Origin of the sequence: Actinosynnema sp. CS-041913 (assembly GCF_050942485.1) — a bacterium.
GTDB lineage: Bacteria > Actinomycetota > Actinomycetes > Mycobacteriales > Pseudonocardiaceae > Actinosynnema.
On sequence record NZ_CP192037.1, the window covers coordinates 5000679 to 5022839 of the forward strand.

The following is a 22161-nucleotide window of genomic DNA, read 5'->3' on the forward strand; positions in this document are numbered from 1 at the left end:
CCACCCACGGTCGTCACCTCGGGACGGTCACGCCACGTCCAGCGTGACGTCGTCCACGACGAACGACGTCTGGAGGTTGCTGTCCTCCGTCCCGGTGAACTCGATCGTCACGGTCTGGCCCGCGAACTCCGCCAGGTCGTAGGTGAGCTGCCGGTACCCGGCCGCGGCGTCGGCGTTGGACAGCGTCGCCAACGTCCTGCCGCCCGCCGTGACGGTCAGCCGGTCGTAGACCGTCGACCCGCGCTCGTCCGTGTCGATGTGCAGCCAGAACGACAGCCGGTAGCCGGAGCACCCGGCCGGGACCGCGACGCTCTGGCCGGCCGAGTCGTTGCTCGCCCGACCCCAGCCGCCCATCCACGCGCTCCACGTGCCGGTGCGCGCGGGCTCGCCTTCGGCCGCGTGCTCGCCGACGACGGACGCCGACGCGGTCCAGCCGGTGGCACCGGACTCGAAGCTCGGGTTGACCACCTTCTGCTCGGGCGTGCAGCCGCCGGTGATGGTCCAGTCGAAGGTGGCCTCGCCGGACCTGCCGGCCGCGTCGGTCACCCGGACGGTCGAGGTGAACTTGCCGGCGGCGGTCGGCTTGCCGGTGAGGTGGCCGCTGCCGGCGTCGACCGACAGGCCACCCGGCAGACCGGTGGCCGACCAGGTGTGGGGCTTCGTGCCGCCGTCGACCACGATCTCCAGGCTGACTGCCTCGCCGACCTTGCCGGTCTGCGCACCGGGGTTGGTCACCGCCAGGTCGCCGCCACCACCGTCCTCGGTGATCGTCCAGGTGAACTCGGCGGTCGCCGACGAGCCCTCGGCGTCCGCCACGGTCACGGCCACCTCGTTGACGCCCGCCGTGGTCGGCGTGCCCTCCGCGAGGGTGCCCTCGGTCGCGCTCGGCTGGAGCACGATGCCCGCGGGCAGCCCCTTCGCCGACCACGTGAACGGCCCGGTGCCGCCGGAGGCCACCAGCTTCAGGTACGTGGCCCGGCCGACCACACCGGTCTGCTTGCCGGGGCTGGGCAGGGTCACCGGGTCGCCCTGCACCCCTGGATCGACGTAGAGCAGCTTGTTCGGCGAGCCGGTGCCCGGATTGGTGATCTTGTCCGGGGTGGCCGCCGCGAGCAGGCCCGCACCCACCTGCGCCGGGGTGTCGTCCGGCCGGTGGGCCAGCCAGACCGCCACGGCGCCCGCGACGTGCGGCGCCGCCATCGACGTGCCGCTGGCGGTGTAGGTCGCGCTGTCGCCGCCCTTCCAGGCCGACACGATCCCCACGCCCGGGGCGAAGATGTCGGTGCAGGTGCCGAAGTTGGAGAAGGTGGCCCGCGTGTCGTTCTTGTCCGACGCGTTGACCGTGATGCCCTCGGCGACCCGTGCGGGCGAGGTGTTGCAGGCGTCCTTGTTGTCGTTCGCCGAAGCCAGGGCGTAGGTGATGCCCGACGCGATCGAGTTGCGGACCGCGGTGTCGAGCGCCACGGCCGCGCCGCCGCCCAGGCTCATGTTCGCCACGGCGGGCTTCACGGCGTTCCTGGTGACCCAGTCGACGCCGCTGATCACGCCGCTGTTCGAGCCGGAGCCCGTGCAGTCCAACACCTTGACGCCGACGATCTTGACGCCCTTCGCGACGCCGTACTCCTTGCCGCCGACGATGCCGCCGACGTGCGTGCCGTGGCCGTGGCAGTCGGTGTTGTCCGTGTCGACCGTGTTGGTGCCCCAGGTCGCACGCCCCTCGAAGGTGCTGTGCGTGGTGCGGACACCGGTGTCGATGATGTACGCCGTGACGTTCTCGGCGCGGGCGCCGTAGCCGTACCTCTGGTCGAGCGGCAGGTCGCGCTGGTCGACGCGGTCCAGGCCCCAGTTCGGCGGGTCGGTCTGGTCGGTGGCGAGCCTGACCTCGGCGTCCTGCTCGACGAACGCGACTCCGGGGTCGGCGGCCAGCCGACGGGCCTGCGCGGCGGTCATCTTCGCGGAGAACCCGCGCACGGCGTGCTGCCAGGCGGCGGTGACCGATCCGCCGTACTCCTTCGCCAGTCGGTCCGCCGTCTGCGCCACCGCGGCACCGCTGTCCTTCACCACGACGATGTAGCTGTCCTTGATCGAACCCGGACGGTCGGCGCCCAGCACGGCGCCCTCGGCCGCGGCGGCGGGCGCGGTGGTGACGCCCAAAGCCAGGACCGCGGCGATCACACCGGACCCGGCGTGCCGCCACCGTCTGCTCGCACGAACTCGTTGCATGAATGGTCTCCTTCAATGCAGGGACCTCCGCCCGGACGCCTCCAGGTGGGCCGGGCAGGGGGAAGGGACCGCAACACTCGCGCGGATATGGGTGCGGACGCCAGCGGTTGTCCGGAAAAGAAGCCGTTCAGCAGTGCGGAATAGGCCGTCGGCCCCAGGCGGCACTCCGGTGTATCAGCGCGACCGGGTCATAACGACCCGGCCATCATTCTCCACGCGCTATGACCGAATTCGGCAGAATCGGCGCCGGCCGGCCCCGGGCCGCTCGGCTGCCGGCCGATCCCGGGCCGCAGGACGCACAACACCCCACCGTGTGAACGAGGGGCGGCTCCCGCGGTCGCCGGGCCGGTGAACGGTTGCGGCGGCGGTGCGGGGGTATTCGACAGGAACGTCAACCGGTCGCCGCTTCACACTCGGTGTCGGCGGAGGGTGGCGATCGATGCCTACTCCCCCAAGGACGTTGCCATGACCTACACACCTCGGCCCGACCGCGGGGCCATCGTCACCTACCTCAACCCGAACGTTTTCGACCCGGACGTCTTCCCGTACGGCGTCATCACCGGACCGCACGTGGTCGACCCGGAAACCGACCGGACGTGGGTGCCCGTGCTGCGGCCGGACCGCACGATGGTCGTGCTGGACGCCGCGAACATCGTCGAAGTGCGGCCGTCACACGATAGTTGGGCCGAACCCGGACCACCATCGTGACCACGACCGGGTGGCCCGACCACCCGGCTCCACCACGTCGGCCCTCACGGCCGCACCGGCACCCAACCACTGCAGAACGACTCCTGGACGCTGGACGGCGGACGCTGCTCCGCCGGCGCCTGCCCACAGGCCCGGACCCAGCGGGCGCGGCCGTCCGCGTCCACGCCCCGGACCGCGGGGCTGTCCGGACCGGCGCCGATGGCGTGCGGTCCGCACTGCCGCCAGTGCTGCCGTTCCCGGGGGTCGGACAGGTAGCTCCAGTCCAGCCACAGCTTGTCCCGGTCGGACGCGGGCCGGGCCAGGTGCGCCCACGCGACCCAGCCGTGGTCGGGATCGCGGTACGCCCGCACCTCGACCAGGCGGTCGGGCTCGACCGCGTCCGCCGGGCCGCTCTCCCGCGCCAGCACGGTCACCCGCGCGTCGGGGCGCGGGGTCAGCGACTCGGCGCACAGCGGGCTCTCCCGCGCCGCCACGACAGCGCTCTCGGCGTCGATACCGTCCGTCGTCGGCGAAACCGGCGCACCGGTCGACCGGTGCCGGAGCACGAGCGCCATCGACACCACGCCGACCACCACGAGAACCACCGCCGCGATTCCGGGCGCCACCGGATAACTCCGGGACACCTTGACCGGCCGGGATTCCCCGTCGACCTGACCGGAAACCGACCGGCCGCCGTCCTGGAGCCGCCGGCGGTCCTCGTTCAACCGGTCGAAAAGGTCTTCCCGCTCACAAGCGAGCAGAATTCCGCGCAATTCGTTGCACGTCGGCAGCCGGCGGCCGTCCTCGATCGCGGGCACACCGGGGCGGGGCACGTAGTACCCGTGGCGTTTGGCGTGCCGGGCGACCGCCTCCACGGGCATCGTGCCGCGCAGTTCACGCAGTAAGGCGCCCAGTTGCGCCGTGGTGGTGACGCTGTCCTGTTCACTCACTGGGACTCCTGGTGATTCCGTGCCGACCGGAAAGTACCGACGGGGACGCCACCCGGCCTGTCGGGCGAGCCGGGAGGACACTCGATCGGGCGATTCACGGGCACGAGGGCCGGTAGCGGGTACACCCCGGGGCAGCACGGACACCCGACCGCGCCGGAGGAGGACACGTGAACCGGAGCAAGTCCGACCTTCACGGGCCGGGCCGGACGTTGTGCCTGGTGCTGTCGGCGGCCCTGGGCCTCGTCCTGGCGCCGATGGCATCCGCCGCGCCCCCGACGCCGGTCTTCGGGCCGGAGATCGACGGGTACGCGGAGTACCAGCCGCAGAGCACCTGCGACCCCGCCGCCAAGCCCGGCGTCGCGGAGTTCAAGGACCTCCTGGTCGCCGCCTACGGGGAGCGCCACTGGGGCATCGAGCGGGCCTGCGACCAGGGCGGGACGAGCGAGCACAAGGAAGGCCGCGCGCTCGACTACGCCTTCGACGTCAACGACGCGACGCAGCGGGCGCAGGCGGACGAGGTGCTGGGCTGGCTCCTGGCGACCGACCCGCACGGCAACCCGCACGCGCTGGTGCGCCGGTTCGGGCTGATGTACATCATCTGGAACAACCAGATCTGGGGCGCCTACGACCAGCGCTGGGTGCAGTACAACGGCTGCTCGGGCGACAGCGGCAACCCGACCGCGTGCCACCGCGACCACATCCACTTCAGCTTCGGCTGGCCCGGTGCGCGCAAGGAGACCTCGTGGTGGAACCCGCCGAGCCTCGCTCGGGTCGACCCCCTCGGCCGACGGCATGACCGGACCGATCCACCGCAACCCTGACCCGCGCCCCGGCTGCCGACGAGCTGCCCGCCGTCCCTCGTTCGGGTTCAGTTTCCCCGGTGGCAGGCGTCGGGCGGTGAGGCCGGGGGTTGCCGCGGCCGGGGACAGGAGTTGCACTGACCGGTGCGGCCACTGCCGTATCCCGTGGATCCGTGTGGTTGCGAAGGGTACGTCCCGAACCAGTGTGAGGAGATGGTCCACGTGTCTGTTCCCGTAGACGCCAAAGCGGTGCCGGTGAGCGCCGAGCTGTTGGCCGCCGAGGTCGGCTCGCTGCTGGACGCGCCCGAGCCGGAGGGCGATTTCCGCGACTCCCGCGAAGCCGTCATGCTCGCGCTCCTGCTCCTCAACCCGCCCGACAAGATCGTCGAAGCGCGTGGCTGATGACCAGGTGAGCGTGGGCGCCCGACTGGCGGACGTAGTCCGGGAACGGGCGGCGGTCGTGCTGTCGGCGTTGCGGGACGGGCCGGTGGTCGAGGACGGCTGGGACGCCTCGGACCCGCTGGTGGTGGCGGCGACCAGGGTGCTCGGCGCCGATGTGCTCGCCGCCCACACCCTGCTCGGGCGGGAGCCGGCCGAGACGGAGGTGGCGCTGGCCCAGGCCGCGGTGGCGGCGTTCCCGGCGGACACGCGCTCGTCGACGGCGGGCGCGTGGACGTACTGGGGGCTGTGCGCGGCGCTGCGCTCGGCGGGCCGGGCCGGGCCCGGCGTGTCGGCGCTCGCACCGCCCGACGCCGGGTGGGCGCGCACCGTGCCGTGGCCGGTGCTGACCCACCGGCTGGCGCAGGTGGCGGCGGTGGCGGTGCCGAAGTGGCACTGCCCGCTGGCCGAGGCGGCGGCCGGGCGGGTGCCCGACGTGGCCCGCGGGTTCGTGCGCGCGGTGCGGCGGCGGGACTGGTCGCAGGCCGCGGGCGCGGGCCGCTGGCTGGCGGTGCTCGGTGGCTTTCCGGAGTCGCTGGGCCTGGACGCGGGACTAACGTTCGTCGGGCACCTCGCCGCGGGCGACCCGCGGGTGGAGTTGCAGGTGCGGGCCGCGCGGCTGATCCGGGAGGCGAGCGCCTGATGCCGGGGTGGGACCTCGCGGACCGGATGGCGCTGCGGGCGCTCGAATGGACGTGGTCCCGGCGCGACTCGTTCCGGCTGCCGGACGATGTCACCGATCCCGCGGTGTCGGTGGACGCCACGCTGAAACCGCTCGGCGAACTCGCGCAGACCGCCGCCTTCGTCCGGCGGTCCAGCGCTGCCGGCAGCCCGCGGCGCCGGCTGGCCGACGACTGCCTCCGGTTCGCCTGGGACCAGCTCCGCCACGGCCAGGTGCTGTTCGACCTGCTCCGCTCCGAGCCCGTCGCCGCCTACCCGCTGGAGGTCTACGCGCCGTTCCCCGGAGCCGGGCTGCGCCACCGGCCGCTGGAGGAGTTCGGTGCGTTCCTGGCGGGCACCCGCGCCTGGCAGGTCGCCGAACACGTGCCCACCCGCGTCCTCGGGGTGCGCAGCGTGCTGCGCGACCTGGCGATCGGGCCCGAGCCGGACCCCGCCGAGGTCGTCGGGCGGACCTGGCTCGGCGGGCGGCCCGAGCCGTGGGCGATGGACGTGCACGCCGGCTACGCGCTGACCCACGACGTGTTCCACCTGACCGACTGGGGTCGCCGGCCCGAGGGGTTGCCCGCGCACCTGGCCGACTACCTGGGGGTGTGGCTGCCGGCGTGGGTGGAGACGTGGCTGGAGGAACGCCACTGGGACCTCACCGGTGAGCTGCTGGCGGTGGACGCCCTGCTCCCCCGGCCCACGGCGGGCCAGGAGACCTGGGAGCGCTACGCCGCCGCGCAGGCCGCGGACGGCTCGGTGCCGGCGGTCGGCGACCGGCTCGGACCGGGCCTGACGCCGCCGGAGGTGTTCGCCGTGTGCCACCACGCCACCCTGGTGGCGGCGTTCGCCGCGGCGCTGGTCGACGCCCGGCCACGTCATGCCGCGGCGTGACCCGCCGGGCCGGCCGGGAGCCCGGAGCCGGTGATGGACCTGCGGCAGGTGCACGAGACCGGGGCACGGGCGTTGGCCTGGACCGACAGCCACCGCGAGGGCTTTCGCCCGGACCGCCCCGAAGGCGGCCTCGCGAGGCTGAAAGCGGTGGGGGAACTGGCGTTGACCGCCGGAGTGCTCCTGCAGGAGGGTGCCGCCGGCGCGCGGCAGGCGACCTGCGCCCGGCGGTTGCTGGACTTCGCCTGGCACGACCTGCTGGACAGCGGCGGGGTGCTGCACCGGCTCCAGCACGACGAGCCCTCCTCGTCCGTCCCGCTGGAGCTCTACGCCCCGTTCCACGACGGCGGCTACCGCAACCCGCCCATCGAGGACACCCTGCGCTCCACCCGGCCGCTGGTCGAGGCCGCCGCCGTGAGCCTGCCCCCCGCCCGGCGGCTGGGCGTGGTCGCCGCCGCGCACCGGCTGGGCCTGGCGTCCGACGCGGACCTCGCCGCCGCCGGCCGGGACACCTGGCTGGGCCACCTGCCCCCGCCGTGGAGCATCGACCGCTCGACCACCTACGACGCCGCGCACACCGTCTTCCACCTCACCGGCTGGGGCGGGCGACCGGACGCCCTGCCCGCCGAGGTGGTCGACTACCTGCGGTGGTGGTTGCCCGCGTGGCTGGAGGAATGCGTCCACCAGCGCGCGTGGGACCTGCTCGGCGGACTGCTCGCCGCGGACGCGTGCCTGCCCGAGCCCGCCCTGCCCGAAGAGGGCTGGGCCCGGCTCTGCGCGGCCCAGACCCCCGACGGCGCGGTGCCCGCCGAGGACGGCGACCTGGACCGGGTCCACCACGCCACCCTGATGACCGTCCTCGCGGCGACCCTGGCCACGTCCCGCGCGCTGACCGCCTTGCTGCCGGGCAAGCCGTGACCACCCGTCGCTCCTACGACGTCGCGCTCCGGCTGCACCGGGCCGCCTACCGCGTCCGCGCCCCGAACGTGGTGTTCGCCTTCTCGTGCCGCGGCGACCGCATGCTGAGCACCGCGGGCACCGACCCGGCCGGAGAACACCTGCGCTACGAGATCGGGTCGGTCTCGAAGACCTTCGCCGCCCTGCTGCTGGCGGAACTGGTCGCCACCGGCCGCCTGGACTACGACACGCCGGCCGGCGCCTGCCTGCCCTCGCCCACGTCCCGCGGCCCGCGGGGGATCACCCTGCTGCACCTGGCCACGCACACCTCGGGCCTGCCCGGCCTGCCCCGCGACCCCTTCTTCTACCGACAGGCGCTCCCCCGGTGGACCACGAACGTCTACGCCGGTTACCCCCGTTGGCGGCTGCTCCGGGCTTTCCACCACCACCGGGGCCACACCCCGCCCGGCTCCCGCTGGGGATACTCCAACTTCGGCGTCGCCGTGCTGGGCCACGCCTTGGCCCACCACGCCGCCACGCCGTACCCGGAACTGCTCGCCCGACACGTGCTGCGCCCACTGGGCCTGGACGACACCTGCCTGCGGCCGGGACCACCCGGCACGGACGCGCTCGGCCACCGCGCCGGCGGCGCACCGGTGCCCCCACTGGACCTGGGCGGCTTCACCGCCGCCGGAGCCGTCCGCGCCACCCCGCACGACCTGCTCACCTACCTGGAAGCCCACCTCGACCCGGACGGCAGCCCCCTGGCCACCGCGCTCCACGCCGTCCACGAGGTCCACACCGCGCCGAGTCCGCGCACGGCGCCCGCCCGCTCCCTGACCTGGTTCCGGACCGACACCGAACACGGACCGATCTACTTCCACGGCGGCGCGACCTTCGGCCACCACGCGTACCTCGGCTACCGGCCGGCCACCCGCACCGCGCTCGCCGCCGTGGCCTCCCGCCGCTACACCCGCCGCCACAACCTCCTCGCCACCGCCCACGACCTGCTGACGACCCTGCGTCCCTAGCGGTCGGCGGTCGGCTCAGCTATCGGCGAGGCGGTGCAGCAGGTCCAGCACTTTCGCCCCGGACTGGCCGAGCAGGTCGCGCTCGACTTCGTCCACCTTCACCGCGACCCGCTTGTGCAGCGCCCGCCCGCGCGGGCTGAGGTAGACGCGGACCCGGCGGCGGTCCTCCGGGTCCACCTCGCGGTACACCGCCGCCGTCGCGACCAGCTTGTCCACCACCCTGGTCACGGTCGGGCCGCTGGCCGGTGTCCGGGCGGTCAGCTCCGTCATGGTCATGCCCCGCCGCTCCGCCAGCGCCGCGAGCACCAGCCACTGGTCGAGGGTGAGGCCTTCGGGGCGCAGAACCTGCTCGACGTGGCCGGTCACCGTGCGGACCGCCCTGGTCAGCGCTCTGGTCAGCGGGTCGTGCACCGGCCCTCCTCTTGCGGAACTTATCCCCGATTGTAAGACTTCCACCTGAAACTAAAAGCCGAGGGTCGAGAGTGTCCGGATGGCAGGAGTCGCCTCGCGGGACGTCCGCGCCGACTGGCGTGTCGCCATGGTGATCCCCCTCCAGGGTCCGGCCGGTCTGTTCGGGCCGTCCTGCGAGGCGATCACCGAACTCGCCGCGCGCGAACTCAACGCCGAGGGCGGCATCCTCGGTCGCGAGGTGTCGTTCGAGGTCGTCGACGGCGGCGGCGCGCCGGACCGGGTGGCGGCGGAGCTGCGCGGCCTGGTCGACGCCGGTCAGGTGGACGCGGTCAGCGGCTGGCACATCTCGTCGGTGCGCAACGCGATCGCGCCGGTGGTCGCCGGGCGGCTGCCGTACGTCTACACCTCGCTGTACGAGGGCGGGGAACGCCGCCCCGGGATCTTCTGCTGCGGCGAGACGCCCCGGACGCAGCTCGCTCCCGCGCTGAAGTGGTTGCGGGACAACGTGGGCGCGCGGAACTGGTTCGTGGTCGGCGACGACTACGTGTGGCCGCACACGTCCGCCGCCGCGGTCCGGGGGTACGCCCACCAGCTCGACCTGCGGATCGTGGGCGAGGCGTTCGTGCGCCTGGGGGTCGGCGACACCACCCGGCTGGTCCGCGAGGTCGAGCGGTCCTCGTGCGACGGCGTGCTGATGCTGCTGGTCGGGCAGGACGCGGTCGAGTTCAACCGGCGGTTCGCCGCGCGCGGCCTGCACGAGCGGCTGGTGCGGTTCAGCCCGCTGATGGAGGAGAACATGTTGCTGGCCAGCGGTCTCGGCGCGACCCGCAACCTGTTCGTCTCCGCCGCGTACTTCCGGTCGATGGTGAACGCCGACGCCATGGACCTGCTGGGCCGGTACGTCGCCCTGCACGGGTCCGACGCCCCCGCGCTGAACAACGCGGCGGAGTCCTGCTACGAAGGGCTTCGCACGCTCGCGAGCCTGGTGCGGCGGGCCGGCACCGCGCGGCTGCCGGAGCTGAACGCGGCGATCGACGGCGTGGCCTACCACGGTCCACGTGGGACGGTGGAGTTCCACGGGCCGCAGGCCGAGCAGTACGTGCACCTGGCCGTCGCGGACGGCTACGACTTCGACGTGATCACCCGCCTCTGACCGTCGGCCACCGCCTTCCCGGTCACCCGGCCACCCCACCCCCGATCGTCCCCGCAGGCCCCTTGACGTGCCTCTTCCGGCCACTTACCTTCATCTGAAATTATTCAAAGTGGTGCTAATAGGGAGGCGCGATGAGCAACGTCGGCCTGCTCTACGTCGGTGCCGTGCTGCTGGTCAACGGCATGGCGCTGCTCGGGAAAGTGCCCGCCCGGTCGGCCGCCGCACTGAACCTGTTCGTCGGCGCGCTCCAGTGCGTCACCCCGACCGTGCTGATCATCCAGGCCAACGGCGACGCGGACGCCGTCCTCGCCGCGTCCGGCCTGTACCTGTTCGGCTTCACCTACCTGTACGTCGGCGTCGCGAGCCTGGCCGGGCTCGAAACCGAGGGCATCGGCTGGTTCTCGCTGTTCGTGGCGGGCGCGGCGGTGGTGTACGCCGGGATCTCGTTCTTCCGCAACGACGATCCGGTGTTCGGCGTGATCTGGCTGTCGTGGGCGCTGCTGTGGGCGTTGTTCTTCCTGGTGTTCGGCCTCGGCGAGGAGAGGCTGACCCGGTTCACCGGCTGGGCGGTGGTGCTGCTGAGCCAGCCGACCTGCACCGTGCCCGCGTTCCTCGCGATGACCGGCTCGCTGCGCTCGGACACCGGCACCGGCCTGCTCGCCGCCGGGCTCGCCGTGGCGCTGATCGCGCTGGCCGCCGTGCTGGCGGCACAGCGGAAGTTGTTCGTACCCCAACCCGTTCTGGCCAAGGAGAGCTGATGCGACACGGTGACATCTCGGCTAGCCCCGACACTGTCGGCGTCGCGGTGGTCAACTACAAGATGCCCCGGCTGCACACCAAGGCCGAGGTGCTCGACAACGCGCGCAAGATCGCGGAGATGCTGGTGGGCATGAAGACCGGCCTGCCGGGCATGGACCTGGTGGTGTTCCCGGAGTACTCGACCCAGGGCATCATGTACGACCCGGGCGAGATGTACGACACCGCCGCGTCCGTCCCCGGCGAGGAGACCGAGATCTTCTCCGCCGCCTGCCGCGAGGCGAACACCTGGGGCGTCTTCTCGATCACCGGTGAGCGGCACGAGGAGCACCCGCACAAGCCGCCCTACAACACCCTCGTGCTGATCAACAACAACGGCGAGATCGTGCAGAAGTACCGCAAGATCCTGCCGTGGTGCCCGATCGAAGGCTGGTACCCCGGTGACACCACGTACGTCTCCGAGGGGCCCAAGGGCATGAAGATCTCCCTGATCATCTGCGACGACGGCAACTACCCGGAGATCTGGCGGGACTGCGCGATGAAGGGCGCGGAGCTGATCGTGCGCTGCCAGGGCTACATGTACCCGGCGAAGGACCAGCAGGTGCTGATGGCCAAGGCGATGGCGTGGGCCAACAACTGCTACGTGGCGGTGGCCAACGCCGCCGGGTTCGACGGCGTGTACTCGTACTTCGGCCACTCGTCGATCATCGGCTTCGACGGCCGCACGCTCGGCGAGACCGGTGAGGAGGAGTACGGCATCCAGTACGCGCAGCTTTCGCTGTCCGCGATCCGGGACGCGCGCACGCACGACCAGTCCCAGAACCACCTGTTCAAGCTGCTGCACCGCGGCTACTCGGGCGTGCACGCGGCGGGCGACGGCGACCTCGGCGTCGCGGACTGCCCGTTCGAGTTCTACAAGCTCTGGGTGACCGACGCCCAGAAGGCGCGGGAGAACGTGGAGGCGATCACACGCGACACGGTGGGCGTCGCGGACTGCCGCGTCGGCACGCTCCCCGTCGAGCGGACGCACGAGGCGTGAGGACGGCCGATGCCGTACCTGACCGACATGTTCCATGAGCAGAACCGTCTCGCGGGCGGCGGGCAGGACCCGGCGCCCGCGGCGGTGGCGGCCCGACTGCGCGGCCGGATGCTCGGCCAGGACGACGCGGTGGACGCGGTCGTGCGCGCGATCACGCTGGCCCGTGCCGGCGCGCACGACCCCGACCGGCCGCTGGCCAACCTCCTGCTGGTCGGCCCGACCGGCGTCGGCAAGACGGAACTCGTCCGGCGGGTGGCCGCCGAGCTGAGGTCCGGACCCGACGACCTGTGCCGGGTGGACATGAGCGCGCTGGCGCAGGAGCACTACGCGGCGTCGTTCAGCGGCGCGCCGCCGGGGTACGCGGGCAGCAAGGAGGGGTTCAGCGTCTTCAGCCGGACCACGGTGGAGGGCGACCCGTACACGCCGGGCATCGTGCTGTTCGACGAGGTGGAGAAGGCGCACCCGACCGTGCTGCGGGCGCTGCTGCACGTGCTGGACACCGGCGTCCTGCGGCTCGCGAACGGCCAGCAGACCATCTCCTTCCGCAACAGCTTCGTGTTCCTGACCTCCAACCTGGGCTCGGCGGAACTCGCTCGGCAGGCGAGCCGTTGGCGCCGGCTCCTCCCCCGCCGCGACGTCGTCTCCCGCGCCCTGACCGCGTTCTTCGACCCCGAATTCCTCAACCGCATCGACGAGGTGGTCGAGTTCCACGCCATCCGCCCCGACATCGCCCTGGACATCACGCTGTTGGAGGTCGACCTGGTGCGCCGCCGGATGCGCGGGCGCGGCGTCCGGCTGGAGGTCGAGGACGCCGCGGCCGAGTGGATCGCACGACGCGGGTTCGACCCGGTGTACGGGGCGCGGGCGCTGCGGCGCTGCCTGCGGGTGGAACTGATCGCGCCGGTCGCGGCGGAGGTGCTGCGCATCCGCCCCACCGGCACCGATCCGCTGCACGTCGCCGTTCGGGTGACCAACGGCGAGTTGACCGCCCACGGCGAGCAGGAGTGATCACCCTATCGGCGGGGCATCATCCGGAAATCCGATTATCCGAACGGCCTTGACGGTTTGTCCGGGACACCGAAACGAATTCAGCGACGACGCAATTCAGGGACGACGCAGGAGGAAGTTCAGCACATCGGCCTTGAAGACCGGCCGCCCTTCCGCGTCCAGGAGTTCCGCCTTCGTGCGGATGAGGCCGCGGTCCGGCTTCGAGTTGGACGCCTTGGCCTCCACCACGGTCACCCGCAGGTGGAGGCGGTCGCCCGCCCGGACCGGCCGCAGCCAGCGCAGTTCGTCCATGCCCGGACCGCCGAGGCTCGCCACCGTGGACAGGTAGTGGGTGGCGAACAGGCGCATCATCAGGCCGGCCGTCTGGAAGCCGCTCGCGATCAGGCCGCCGAACGGACCCTCGGCGGCCTTCCCCGGATCGACGTGGAAGTACTGCGGGTCGTACTCGCGGGCGAACTGGACGATCTTCGCCTCGTCCACCGAGACCTCTTCGGCGAATTCGTAGGTCGCGCCGGGCAGGTAGTCCTCGAAGTACCGCTGGTCGATGGCCGGGGTGAATGCGGTCATTGCCCTCGCTCATCCTCTCGCGATCCGTAATCTCGACGCTATCACGGCACCGCGATCGCACCACTCGTCACCTGAACGGAGGACCCGCGTCGGCGACCGGGCGGAGAAATGCCGTTCTCGCGCGGTATTCCGGTCACGACTCCCGACCGATACCGACGGACTTGGTCACGACTCGACCGATGCCGAGCGGCTTGGTCACGACTCCCGGCCGATGCCGAGGAACTTGGTCACGACTCCCGGCCGATGCCCAACGGCTTGGTCACGAGATACAGACCCGACGCCGTGTCGTGCAGATCGCTCGGCTCGATGCGCAACGCCGCCAGATTGGACGACTCCCCCTCCGGACGCGCCTCGTCAGCACGCCGCCGCGCCCGGTCCGCCTCCTCGATCAACTCGGTCATCACCGCGGTGCCACCGGCCGCACGCGCGTCACGCAGGTCGCTGAGCCCCGCGACGATCTCCACGAAGGCCGCGTTCGCCTGCTCGCCCGCCTGCCGCTCCTTCTCCCGCACCATGCGCTGCGCGAGCCAGAAGTAGCTGTCCTTGCCCTGGTACTGCTCGTACACGCCGGACACGAGCACCAGCAGCCGCGCGTAGGCGTTGCGGTACAACGTCTCGTAGAACCCGGCGGCCTCGCGTTCGGTCACGTCGCCGCGCGCCGTGGCGAGGATCGACGCGGCGGCCAGCGTGGCGCTGTAGAGCGCGAGGTGCACGCCGGTGGACAGCAGCGGGTCCAGGAAGCACGCCGCGTCGCCCACCTCGTAGAAGCCCGGACCACAGAACGCGTCCGCCACGTAGGAGAAGTCCTGCTCGATGCGCACCGGCCGCTGGAACACGCCGCCGGCCATCAGGTCGCGCACGGTCTCCGAATCCCGCACCACGTGCAGCAGCATTTCCTCGTCGGAGCCGAACTCGCGCCGCCGCTGGAGGAAGTTGTCCTGGTGGGTCACGAATCCGACGCTGTGCACGCCGTCGCGCAACGGGATGACCCAGTACCAGCCCTCCGGGTGGGAGATCACGTCGATGCCGCCCGCCGGGGTGTTCGGCAGCGTCGTGCCGCCCTCCCAGTAGCCCCAGATGGCCACGTTCCGGAAGATGTCGTGCGGCCTGCGGTTCTTGAAGTGCCGCGCCGACAGCACGCCCGCGCGGCCCGAGGCGTCGACGAGGTGGTCGAACTCCTCGGTGTGCCGGACCCCGTCGTCGTCCGTCCACTCCGCCGCGTACGGCCGGTCGCCGTCGAACAGCACCCGCCTGACGGTCGCGCCCTGCCGCACGTCCGCGCCCTGCTCGGCGGCGTGGTCGAGCAGGATGTGGTCGAAGTGGTCGCGTTCCACCTGCCACGACGAGACGTTCGTGCCGAACAGCTCGGACCAGTCGATGGTCCAGTCCTCCTCGGCTCCCCAGCGCAGCAGCGCGCCGCGCTTGGCCGGGTACCCCTGGGCGTCGATCTTGTCGACCACGCCGGACAGGCCCAGCACGACCCGACACGACGACGCCAGCGACTCGCCGATGTGGTAGCGGGGGAAGTGCTCCCGCTCCAGCAGCACGACGTCCACCCCGTTGCGGGCCAGCAGGGCCGCCGCGGTCGAGCCGCCGGGGCCGCCGCCGATCACGAGCACCTTCTCGGTCATGTGCTTCCTCGCTTGTCGCCGGAATAGCGGGAAATGGATTCACGGCCGCCTCCGACGCTATGAGGGGCCGAACGGCAGTGTCAACGGCAAACTGCTTCAGCGGCGGTTCAGCGTCCTGAAAGCGGTCGTTCAGGAAATGTGCAACCCGCTCCGTGCTAACTTGGCGATGCGTTTCCGTGCGACCGGCGAGGGAGTCATGGAAAATCCTTGCGTGTTCGTCACCGGCGTTTCCCGGGGAATCGGCCGGGCGGTGGTGCGGCAACTCGCCCGGGACGGCTGGGACGTCGCCGGCTGCTTCCGGACCGGTGCGGACGAGGCCGACAAGGTGGCCGCGGAGGTGGCCGGGCTGGGGCGGCGGGTGTTGTTCGCGCAGTGCGACGTGCGTGCCCGGGACGCGGTGGAAGCACTGGTGGAACGAGTGGAGGAGGAGATCGGGCCGATCACCGGCCTGGTCAACAACGCCGCGGTGACCCGCAACAGCCCGGCGGTGCTGATGCCGCCGCAGGCCTGGCAGGAGGTCGTGGACGTCAACCTGACCGGGGTGTGGAACGTCAGCCAGGCCGTCCTGTTCCGATTCCTGCGCCGCCGCCGGGGTGCGATCGTGACGATTTCCTCGATCGTCGGCATCCGCGGGTTCGTGACCATGGGGAATTACGCGGCGAGCAAGGCCGGGGTGATCGGGATGAGCAAGTCGCTGGCCCTGGAGGCCGCGCCGCACGGCATCCGGGTGAACGTCGTCGCACCCGGCATAACGGACACCGCGCTACTCGACGACATACCGGAAAAAGCCCGCCCGAAAGCGCTCCAGGGCATTCCGCTGGGCCGGTTCGCGCGGCCCGAGGAGATCGCGGACGCGGTGGCGTTCCTGCTGTCGGACAAGGCGTCGTACGTGACCGGGCAGGTGCTCCAGGTCGACGGCGGCGCGGCGATGTGAGGAGGGCACCGGTGTCGATCGGGATCGTCGGGCTGGGCGCGCACCTGCCCGACCGGGTGGTGACGAACGCCGAGGTGGCCGCGTGGGCGGACACCACGGAGGAGTGGATACACACCGTCACGGGCATCGAGGAGCGCCGGTACGCGGCGGACGACGAGGCGACCTCCGACCTCGCGGTCGCCGCCGCGCGCGCCGCGCTGGGCAGCGGTCCGGTCGCCCCGCCGGCGGCGATCCTCCTCGCCACGTCGACCCCGGACCAGCCGCAGCCGGCGACGGCGTCGGTCGTGCAGCGCGCCCTCGGGTTCGCGGGCGTGCCGTCGTTCGACCTCAACGCCGTGTGTTCCGGGTTCCTCTACGCCGTGGTGGTCGCGGAGGCGTTGCTGCGCACCGGTCCGGGAGGCACCGCGCTGGTCGTGGGCGCCGACAAGTACTCCACGATCATGAACCGCCGCGACCGGCGCACGGTCAGCCTGTTCGGCGACGCCGCCGGCGCGGTCGTGCTGGGCGAGGTGCCCGCCGGGTACGGCATCCAGGCGTCGCACCTGCTCACCGACGGCCACCACGCGGAACTGATCGAGGTCCGCGCGGGCGGCACCCGGCTGCCCGCGGGCGATCCGGACGACCACCTGTTCCGGATGAACGGCTTCGTCGTGCGCGAATACGTCCTGCGCACCCTGCCCAAGGCCGTGCACGCGGTGCTCGACGCGTCCGGGGTGCGGCTCGACGAGGTCGACCGGTTCGTCTTCCACCAGGCCAACGCCCGCCTGGTCGAGACGTGCGCGGAGGAGTTGGGCGTCCCGCCGGCCAAGGTGCCGCTGACCGCGCCCCTGCTGGGCAACACCGCGGCGGCGTCGATCCCGGTCACGCTCGCCGCCGCCCACCGCGAACGGCCGCTGCGGCGGGGCGAGCGGATCGTGCTCGCCGCCGTCGGCGGCGGGATGAGCACCGGCGCCGTGCTCCTGACCTGGTACTGACCTGGAACCCGACCGGAAGGAAGAGGGATGAGTGGCTGGGACGAAGTGCACCAGTGGGTCCTGGACCAGCAGGACGAGATCGGCCGGCGCGACGAGCTGCCGCCCGACCTCGACCTGTACGAGGCGGGGGTGCTCACCTCGCTCCAGGTCATCGAGCTGCTGGTGGTCATCGAGCGCGCGAGGGGCGAGAAGGTCGACCGGATGGCCATCGAGCCCGACGACTTCCGCACGCTGGACGCGTTGCGGCGCAAGTTCTTCGGCGACCAGGTCCCGGCGCGGTAGCGGTGTCGGCAGCCCTGCGGGTCGCCCGTCCGGGCGAGTTGGACAGCCTGGAGCTGGTCGCCCGGCCCCGCCGCGGGCCGGGGCCCGGCGAGGTCGCGATCCGGGTCGAGGCGGCCGGCGTGAACTTCAAGGACGTGCTGGTCGCGCTCGGGATGTCCGGTGAGTCGCACGACCTGGGCCTCGACGGCGCCGGTGTGGTGACCGAGTCCGCGGCGGACGGCCTCCGGCCCGGTGACCGCGTCGCGTTCTTCCACGAAGGCGCGTTCGCGGACCACGTCACGGTGCCCGCGGACCTGGTCATGCCGGTGCCGGACGGGATGTCCACGATCGAGGCGGCCACGGTGCCCGTCGCGTTCCTGACCGCGTGGCACGGTCTGGTGCGGCTCGCGTGGCTGCGGCCGGGCGAGGTGGTGCTCGTCCACTCGGCCGCCGGGGGTGTGGGGCTCGCCGCGCTGGATGTCGCCCACCTGTGCGGCGCGGAGGTGCTGGCCACGGCGGGCACCGCCGCGAAGCGCGGGTACCTGCACGGGCTGGGCGTGGCCGAGGTGATGGACTCGCGCACGCCGGACTTCGGCCGGCAGGCGGAGGGACGGGTCGACGTGGTGCTGAACTCGCTGCCCGGCCCGGCCCTGCGCGCGGGCCTGGACACGTTGCGCGAGGGCGGGCGGTTCGTGGAGATCGGCAAGCACGACATCCACGGCGGCGGGTCGATCCCGCTCGCCCCGTTCCGCCGCAACCTCAGCCTGCACAGCGTGGACCTGCTGCTGATGTCCCGGGTGCGCCGTCCGCTGGTCGGCGACCTGTTCCGCGAGCTGGTGCCGCTGTTCGCGGAGAAGCAGCTCGCGCCCCTCCCCCACGTGGTGCACGACGTGGAGGACGCGCCCGCCGCGTTCCGGGCGCTGACCACGGGCCGGCACATCGGCAAGGTGGTCCTCGCTTTCCCCGGCTAGCGGGTCGCCGCCCGGAATCGCCGCTTCCGCAGTGGCCGGCGCGCCTGGCACAGTCTTCAGCGTGTCGTTGGACGATCTGCCGGCCTGGCTGCCGGCCTGGTGCGTGGACCGGTTGGGGGACGAGCCGGTCGGCGTGCTGTTCGAGCTGCGGCAGATGTCGGCGGTGTTCGGGCTGCGGCTCGCCGGTGGTCGGGACGTCGTGGTGAAGGCGCGGGAGGACGACGGACGCGCTGCGTCGTGTGTCGCCGCGCAGGCCCGGCTGGCGGAACGGGGGTTCCCGTGCGCCCGACCGCTCACGCAGGCCGTCCGCGTCGGCGCGCTGGCCGTGCACGCCGAAGAATCCCGGCCCGGTGGTGAGCTGCTGCGCGGCGACTCGCCGGACGTCGCCGCGCGCTACGCGGCGGTGTTCGCCCGGCTGATGGCCGACCTCGCCGACGTGACCGTCGCGCCGCCCCTGCCGAACCCGCGCTGGGCGCGGTGGGACCACACGGACGCCGGGCTGTGGCCGGCGATCGGGTTCCTCGACGAACGGGACCAGAGCGCCGTGCCCGCGTACGTCGTCGACACGGCCGAGCGGGTCCGCAAGCGGCTGCTGGCCACCGACCTGCCGTGCGTGCTGGGTCACGCCGACTTCGAGGCGCAGAACCTCCGCTGGCGGGACGGGGACGTGTGGGCCGTGCACGACTGGGACAGCCTGGCGTGGCAGCCGGAGGCGGCGCTGGTGGGCGCGGCGTCCGGGACGTTCGCCGGCGCCTTGCCGCCGACCCTGGCCCCGGTCGGGAGTTCCGCCGCGTTCCTGGCGGTCTACCAGGACCTCCGGGGGCGCCGGTTCACCGCGGAGGAGCAGGAGGTCGCGTGGGCGGCCGGCCTGTGGACGGCGGCGCACAACGCCCGCTGGGAGGCCCTGCACGGCGACACCCCGCTGTGCGGTGACGCCGTCCGCGCCCAGGCGGCCGAACGCCTCCGCCGAGCGAACGCCTGAGCCGGCTGCTCAGAGGCGGTGCACGCTGGCGCTGGTCTCCAGTTCCCGGTCGCGGCGCAGCATCAGCCGGTGCAGGCGCTGGATCTCCGGGCCCGGCTCCATGCCGAGACCGGCCACCAGTCGCTCGCGCAGCCGCGAGTAGGCGGTGAGCGCTTCCGCGGTGCGGCCGGCGCGGTAGAGGGCGATCATCAGGTAGCCGTGGAAGGTCTCCCACTGCGGGTACCGGTCGACCAGGATGTGCAGCTCGCCGACCAGTTCCTTGTGCCGGTTCAGCATCAGGTTGACGCGCACGAGCTGCTCCTGGGCGGCGAGGTGCTCCTCGTCGAGCCGGATCGCCAGGTGGTGCAGCGCGACACCCTCCCGCACGTCGGCGAGCGCCGCGCCGTCCCACAGGTCCACGGCGCGGCGCAGCAGGGTGGACGCGGACTCCAGGTCGCCCGCCACCTGGGCGTCCCGCGCCTCGCGCGTCCACGCGCGGAACCGGTCGAGGTCCAGCCGGTCGACCGACTCGACCAGGTAGCCGTGCGGTCTGGTCTGCACGCGGACCGTGCCACGGCGTTGTAAATGCTTGCGCAGCCGGGAGATGTACACGTGCACCGCGGCGGCACTGGTCGGCGGCGGCGACTCCGGCCACAACTCCTCGCGAAGCTGACCGCTCGACACCACGTGCCCGGCGTTGACCACCAGCAGGGCCAGCGCGGTGCGTTGTTTCCTCGGTTGCGGCGTGTGGTCCACACCGGACGCGTCACGCATCCGGAACGGGCCCAACACGGCGAAATCCATTGGTTCCCCCTGTCGTCGTTCCGCGGTCGGACGAGCCGCGACGCGCGCCGTCGCACGCCGGAGGTCGGGTCAGGAGGGCACGATCACGTCGGTCCGCGCACCGCGTCCCGCGGCGTGCCGGATTTGCCCCCTAGCGTGGGTGTCACCGAGGATCACCCTCTTCTCACTCTATGTACAAGTGATCCCCCTGTCATCCGACGACCGCCGGCTCACCCTGATGGCTCAGCCGGCGTGACCCGGCGTGGCCGCGGCGGACGGGGCAGGTGGCCGACCGACGACGTCCTGGCACGCCGACGCGGTCGCCTGCCTCACGACCAGGGCTTCTGCTTCTCCAGCTCCTCGTTCACCAACTGGAGGAAGGCCCGCACCTCGGTCTCGCCGTACGGCGGCTCGATGTCCGCCGTCACGGGGTCCGCCTGCGCGAGCGCCTGGGTGATGGCCCGCGCGTACGCCTCGGGACCGTCCACGAAGTACTCGCGGGCGATCATGGCCTCCACCATGCTCGCCGCGACCTCGCGGTCCAGGCCCGGGGCCCGGAACAGGCCGTAGATCACCGAGTTCAGCTCGGCGCGGTGGTCGATCGTCATCGTGCTCCCCTTCGGGGTCTCCGGCGCTGGGCGGACAGCGTCAGGCGAACATCGGGCGGCCACCGGGCCGCGGGCCCTGGAAGTCCCAGATCGGCGGCCGGATGCCGTTCCGGGAGAACTCCTGGGCGAGGTTGGACATGTGCTCGGGGCCGGGCTGGTAGTGGCCGCTCGCGGCGGTGGCGTAGTTGACCCGTCCGTTGGTGACCGACAGCTCCCCCGCCGCCGCCACCGGGTGGCCGCCGGCCAGCGACGAGTGGTGGAAGTGGCCCGGCGCGTGGTGGTTCGAGGCGTACATGTTGCCGTTCCCGTCCATCACGAAGATCGCCCGCTGCCCGCCCCACGCCGAGGTGCCCGACTGCGTGTCGTACAGCGAGCCGTCGCGGGCCCTGCGCAGGTTCCCGCTCCCGTCGACGAACACGCGGTGCGCCTCGCGCTCCTGCGGCGACAGGCGGCGCACCGACCGGCCCGGGAACGGGTTCGCCGGGTGGTTCGGGTCCGTCTCGTGGCGGTACTTGTCCAGCATCGGCTTCTGCCGGTGGTAGCGCGGCACGGTGTGCGGCCCCGGCGTGCCCGGACCCCCGTGGTGCCCGGACGGCCTGGTCCCGCCGCCGCTGCCGCCGCGGTTCGACCGGCGCAGCCACTGGAGGATCGGCCGGAAGATGCCGGCGTTCCCGCCGCCGCCCCGGCCCCCGCGCCTAGCCATTGAGCACCGCGTTGATCGCGACGTCCAGCGCGACGTCCAGCAGCAGCTTGGTGATCTGGCGGAAGATCGGGATCTCCAGCAGCGACGCGCCGAAGGTCACCACGGCGGTCGCGATGGCCTGGGCGATCTCGATGGCCAGCACGACGAGCTGCGCGATCACGGCGACCTTCAGCGCGATGAGCGCCCCGGCGCAGACGTACAGCCCCGCGCCGACCATGGCCGCGGCGGTCGCGCCGTCCTCCAGGTTGTTCTTCGGCGCGTCGTCGCCGTCCCAGAACGACCGGAACCGCTCGACCGCCTCCGCCCTGTTCTGCGACCACACCGCTTCGGCCTGCCCGTGCGCCTCGCCCACCGAGCCGCTCAGGCGGTCGCCGAAGGCGATCCACTCGCCCGCCAGGTCGAACAGCTTGCCCTCGTCGCCCTCCGGCCAGGTGAAGCCGAGCGTGTTCAGCAAGCCCGACAGCTCGGCGGGCAGCATGATCCCCGTGGTCACTGGCCCAGCCTCCCCAGCAGGCCGGTGAACAGCCCGTCGTTGGCCTGCTCGACGCCGGTGTACTCCGCGCCCATCTCGACCAGCTTCCCGCCGGTCTCGGTCAGCACGGCGGTGTTGTCGTCGAAGCACTCCAGCGCGGCCTGGGAGATGGCGTCGTAGACCATCTTCATGGCCGAACCCAGGTCGTCACCGCCGAACGCGTTCTCGAACCCCGCGAGCCGCCCGCTGAACGACTCGATCTCACCCGCCAGCCGCTCGGCCGTGGCGGTGAGCTGTTCTCCCGACTGGCCGATCGTGCCACCCGTGAGGTCCAGATCCCCGGACACCT

At 72.4% G+C, this 22161-nt stretch carries 26 protein-coding genes; 16 read left to right on the top strand and 10 right to left on the bottom strand.

Annotated elements, in window-relative coordinates:
* Window positions 1-27: 27 nt before the first annotated feature.
* On the bottom strand, window positions 28-2223 hold the full coding sequence (locus ACQPZF_RS22980) for a S8 family serine peptidase (protein WP_433260076.1): 2196 nt from the start codon (window positions 2221-2223) through the stop codon (window positions 28-30).
* 465 nt (window positions 2224-2688) lie between these two features.
* On the opposite strand from ACQPZF_RS22980, the gene ACQPZF_RS22985 reads away from it, so the two are divergent.
* Window positions 2689-2931 (top strand): hypothetical protein, encoded by a 243-nt coding sequence (locus tag ACQPZF_RS22985; RefSeq protein WP_433260077.1) that lies wholly within the window; start codon window positions 2689-2691, stop codon window positions 2929-2931.
* Between the two features lie 44 nt (window positions 2932-2975).
* Here the strand turns inward: ACQPZF_RS22985 and ACQPZF_RS22990 are convergent, their stop codons facing one another.
* Entirely contained in the window at window positions 2976-3860 is an 885-nt protein-coding gene (locus tag ACQPZF_RS22990; protein ID WP_433260078.1) for a hypothetical protein, read from the bottom strand.
* Window positions 3861-4027: 167 nt separating this feature from the next.
* Here ACQPZF_RS22990 and ACQPZF_RS22995 point away from each other — a divergent pair, with 167 nt between their 5' ends.
* The 6 genes from ACQPZF_RS22995 (at window position 4028) to ACQPZF_RS23020 (ending at window position 8580) form a co-directional block, all read left to right on the top strand.
* On the top strand, window positions 4028-4681 hold the full coding sequence (locus ACQPZF_RS22995; protein ID WP_433260079.1) for a hypothetical protein: 654 nt from the start codon (window positions 4028-4030) through the stop codon (window positions 4679-4681).
* Between the two features lie 201 nt (window positions 4682-4882).
* Window positions 4883-5062, top strand: a complete 180-nt coding sequence (locus tag ACQPZF_RS23000) for a hypothetical protein (RefSeq protein WP_433260080.1) — start codon at window positions 4883-4885, stop codon at window positions 5060-5062.
* Complete coding sequence (locus tag ACQPZF_RS23005) at window positions 5055-5741, top strand: hypothetical protein (protein WP_433260081.1); 687 nt, start codon at window positions 5055-5057, stop codon at window positions 5739-5741. The genes ACQPZF_RS23000 and ACQPZF_RS23005 overlap by 8 nt, the downstream gene beginning before the upstream one ends.
* The gene (locus ACQPZF_RS23010) at window positions 5741-6655 is read left to right on the top strand and encodes a DUF6895 family protein (RefSeq protein ID WP_433260082.1); all 915 of its coding nucleotides are present in this window, start codon (window positions 5741-5743) and stop codon (window positions 6653-6655) included. Before ACQPZF_RS23005 ends, ACQPZF_RS23010 begins: the two co-directional genes overlap by 1 nt.
* A gap of 33 nt (window positions 6656-6688) precedes the next feature.
* Window positions 6689-7570: a DUF6895 family protein gene (locus tag ACQPZF_RS23015; RefSeq protein ID WP_433260083.1), complete on the top strand. Its 882-nt coding sequence runs from the start codon at window positions 6689-6691 to the stop codon at window positions 7568-7570.
* Window positions 7567-8580, top strand: a complete 1014-nt coding sequence (locus tag ACQPZF_RS23020) for a serine hydrolase domain-containing protein (RefSeq protein ID WP_433260084.1) — start codon at window positions 7567-7569, stop codon at window positions 8578-8580. The genes ACQPZF_RS23015 and ACQPZF_RS23020 overlap by 4 nt, the downstream gene beginning before the upstream one ends.
* Before the next feature lie 15 nt (window positions 8581-8595).
* Here the strand turns inward: ACQPZF_RS23020 and ACQPZF_RS23025 are convergent, their stop codons facing one another.
* Window positions 8596-8991 carry a MarR family winged helix-turn-helix transcriptional regulator gene (locus ACQPZF_RS23025; RefSeq protein ID WP_433260085.1) on the bottom strand — a complete coding sequence of 132 codons (396 nt, stop codon included), beginning with the start codon at window positions 8989-8991 and terminating at the stop codon, window positions 8596-8598.
* Between the two features lie 79 nt (window positions 8992-9070).
* On the opposite strand from ACQPZF_RS23025, the gene ACQPZF_RS23030 reads away from it, so the two are divergent.
* From ACQPZF_RS23030 to ACQPZF_RS23045, 4 genes are all read left to right on the top strand, one after another.
* Window positions 9071-10144: a substrate-binding domain-containing protein gene (locus ACQPZF_RS23030; protein WP_433260086.1), complete on the top strand. Its 1074-nt coding sequence runs from the start codon at window positions 9071-9073 to the stop codon at window positions 10142-10144.
* A gap of 131 nt (window positions 10145-10275) precedes the next feature.
* Window positions 10276-10902 (top strand): AmiS/UreI family transporter, encoded by a 627-nt coding sequence (locus tag ACQPZF_RS23035; protein WP_433260087.1) that lies wholly within the window; start codon window positions 10276-10278, stop codon window positions 10900-10902.
* Window positions 10902-11939 carry an aliphatic amidase gene (locus tag ACQPZF_RS23040; protein WP_433260088.1) on the top strand — a complete coding sequence of 346 codons (1038 nt, stop codon included), beginning with the start codon at window positions 10902-10904 and terminating at the stop codon, window positions 11937-11939. Before ACQPZF_RS23035 ends, ACQPZF_RS23040 begins: the two co-directional genes overlap by 1 nt.
* 9 nt (window positions 11940-11948) lie before the next feature.
* A complete protein-coding gene (locus tag ACQPZF_RS23045) occupies window positions 11949-12947 on the top strand; it encodes an AAA family ATPase (RefSeq protein ID WP_433260089.1) in 999 nt (332 codons plus the stop codon).
* Window positions 12948-13043: 96 nt separating this feature from the next.
* Here the strand turns inward: ACQPZF_RS23045 and ACQPZF_RS23050 are convergent, their stop codons facing one another.
* Together ACQPZF_RS23050 and ACQPZF_RS23055 are read right to left on the bottom strand one after the other, a co-directional pair.
* Window positions 13044-13514, bottom strand: coding sequence for a MaoC family dehydratase (locus ACQPZF_RS23050; RefSeq protein ID WP_433260090.1), 471 nt, complete (start codon window positions 13512-13514; stop codon window positions 13044-13046).
* Window positions 13515-13741: 227 nt separating this feature from the next.
* Window positions 13742-15145 carry an NAD(P)/FAD-dependent oxidoreductase gene (locus ACQPZF_RS23055; RefSeq protein WP_433260091.1) on the bottom strand — a complete coding sequence of 468 codons (1404 nt, stop codon included), beginning with the start codon at window positions 15143-15145 and terminating at the stop codon, window positions 13742-13744.
* 196 nt (window positions 15146-15341) lie between these two features.
* Between ACQPZF_RS23055 and fabG the strand changes: the two genes are divergently transcribed.
* The 5 genes from fabG to ACQPZF_RS23080 all read left to right on the top strand — a co-directional run bounded on the left by fabG (window position 15342) and on the right by ACQPZF_RS23080 (window position 19267).
* Window positions 15342-16079 (top strand): 3-oxoacyl-ACP reductase FabG, encoded by a 738-nt coding sequence (gene fabG, locus ACQPZF_RS23060; protein ID WP_433260092.1) that lies wholly within the window; start codon window positions 15342-15344, stop codon window positions 16077-16079.
* 11 nt (window positions 16080-16090) lie between these two features.
* Window positions 16091-17053: a 3-oxoacyl-ACP synthase III family protein gene (locus tag ACQPZF_RS23065; protein ID WP_433260093.1), complete on the top strand. Its 963-nt coding sequence runs from the start codon at window positions 16091-16093 to the stop codon at window positions 17051-17053.
* Between the two features lie 27 nt (window positions 17054-17080).
* The gene (locus ACQPZF_RS23070; protein WP_433260094.1) at window positions 17081-17335 is read left to right on the top strand and encodes a phosphopantetheine-binding protein; all 255 of its coding nucleotides are present in this window, start codon (window positions 17081-17083) and stop codon (window positions 17333-17335) included.
* A gap of 2 nt (window positions 17336-17337) precedes the next feature.
* Complete coding sequence (locus ACQPZF_RS23075; protein WP_433260095.1) at window positions 17338-18285, top strand: zinc-binding dehydrogenase; 948 nt, start codon at window positions 17338-17340, stop codon at window positions 18283-18285.
* Window positions 18286-18346: 61 nt separating this feature from the next.
* The gene (locus ACQPZF_RS23080; RefSeq protein WP_433260096.1) at window positions 18347-19267 is read left to right on the top strand and encodes a hypothetical protein; all 921 of its coding nucleotides are present in this window, start codon (window positions 18347-18349) and stop codon (window positions 19265-19267) included.
* 9 nt (window positions 19268-19276) lie between these two features.
* Here ACQPZF_RS23080 and ACQPZF_RS23085 read toward each other — a convergent pair whose 3' ends face one another.
* The 5 genes from ACQPZF_RS23085 to ACQPZF_RS23105 all read right to left on the bottom strand — a co-directional run bounded on the left by ACQPZF_RS23085 (window position 19277) and on the right by ACQPZF_RS23105 (window position 22159).
* The gene (locus ACQPZF_RS23085; protein WP_433260097.1) at window positions 19277-20050 is read right to left on the bottom strand and encodes an AfsR/SARP family transcriptional regulator; all 774 of its coding nucleotides are present in this window, start codon (window positions 20048-20050) and stop codon (window positions 19277-19279) included.
* A 308-nt stretch (window positions 20051-20358) separates the two neighbouring features.
* Complete coding sequence (locus ACQPZF_RS23090; RefSeq protein ID WP_433260098.1) at window positions 20359-20637, bottom strand: hypothetical protein; 279 nt, start codon at window positions 20635-20637, stop codon at window positions 20359-20361.
* Between the two features lie 40 nt (window positions 20638-20677).
* Entirely contained in the window at window positions 20678-21340 is a 663-nt protein-coding gene (locus ACQPZF_RS23095; RefSeq protein ID WP_433260099.1) for a hypothetical protein, read from the bottom strand.
* Entirely contained in the window at window positions 21333-21833 is a 501-nt protein-coding gene (locus tag ACQPZF_RS23100; protein WP_433260100.1) for a hypothetical protein, read from the bottom strand. Before ACQPZF_RS23100 ends, ACQPZF_RS23095 begins: the two co-directional genes overlap by 8 nt.
* Window positions 21830-22159: a hypothetical protein gene (locus ACQPZF_RS23105; protein WP_433260101.1), complete on the bottom strand. Its 330-nt coding sequence runs from the start codon at window positions 22157-22159 to the stop codon at window positions 21830-21832. Before ACQPZF_RS23105 ends, ACQPZF_RS23100 begins: the two co-directional genes overlap by 4 nt.
* Window positions 22160-22161: the final 2 nt, after the last annotated feature.

Excerpts from the sequence above, each read along its gene's own strand:
- ACQPZF_RS23030 (WP_433260086.1), top strand. The coding sequence starts at position 9,071 with ATGGCAGGAGTCGCCTCGCGGGACGTCCGCGCCGACTGGCGTGTCGCC.
- ACQPZF_RS23095 (WP_433260099.1), bottom strand. The coding sequence starts at position 21,340 with ATGGCTAGGCGCGGGGGCCGGGGCGGCGGCGGGAACGCCGGCATCTTC.
- ACQPZF_RS23040 (WP_433260088.1), top strand. The coding sequence starts at position 10,902 with ATGCGACACGGTGACATCTCGGCTAGCCCCGACACTGTCGGCGTCGCG.
- ACQPZF_RS23070 (WP_433260094.1), top strand. The coding sequence starts at position 17,081 with ATGAGTGGCTGGGACGAAGTGCACCAGTGGGTCCTGGACCAGCAGGAC.
- fabG (WP_433260092.1), top strand. The coding sequence starts at position 15,342 with ATGGAAAATCCTTGCGTGTTCGTCACCGGCGTTTCCCGGGGAATCGGC.
- ACQPZF_RS23090 (WP_433260098.1), bottom strand. The coding sequence starts at position 20,637 with ATGACGATCGACCACCGCGCCGAGCTGAACTCGGTGATCTACGGCCTG.
- ACQPZF_RS23015 (WP_433260083.1), top strand. The coding sequence starts at position 6,689 with ATGGACCTGCGGCAGGTGCACGAGACCGGGGCACGGGCGTTGGCCTGG.
- ACQPZF_RS23035 (WP_433260087.1), top strand. The coding sequence starts at position 10,276 with ATGAGCAACGTCGGCCTGCTCTACGTCGGTGCCGTGCTGCTGGTCAAC.
- ACQPZF_RS22980 (WP_433260076.1), bottom strand. The coding sequence starts at position 2,223 with ATGCAACGAGTTCGTGCGAGCAGACGGTGGCGGCACGCCGGGTCCGGT.
- ACQPZF_RS23045 (WP_433260089.1), top strand. The coding sequence starts at position 11,949 with ATGCCGTACCTGACCGACATGTTCCATGAGCAGAACCGTCTCGCGGGC.
- ACQPZF_RS23050 (WP_433260090.1), bottom strand. The coding sequence starts at position 13,514 with ATGACCGCATTCACCCCGGCCATCGACCAGCGGTACTTCGAGGACTAC.
- ACQPZF_RS23010 (WP_433260082.1), top strand. The coding sequence starts at position 5,741 with ATGCCGGGGTGGGACCTCGCGGACCGGATGGCGCTGCGGGCGCTCGAA.
- ACQPZF_RS23055 (WP_433260091.1), bottom strand. The coding sequence starts at position 15,145 with ATGACCGAGAAGGTGCTCGTGATCGGCGGCGGCCCCGGCGGCTCGACC.
- ACQPZF_RS22985 (WP_433260077.1), top strand. The coding sequence starts at position 2,689 with ATGACCTACACACCTCGGCCCGACCGCGGGGCCATCGTCACCTACCTC.
- ACQPZF_RS23085 (WP_433260097.1), bottom strand. The coding sequence starts at position 20,050 with ATGGATTTCGCCGTGTTGGGCCCGTTCCGGATGCGTGACGCGTCCGGT.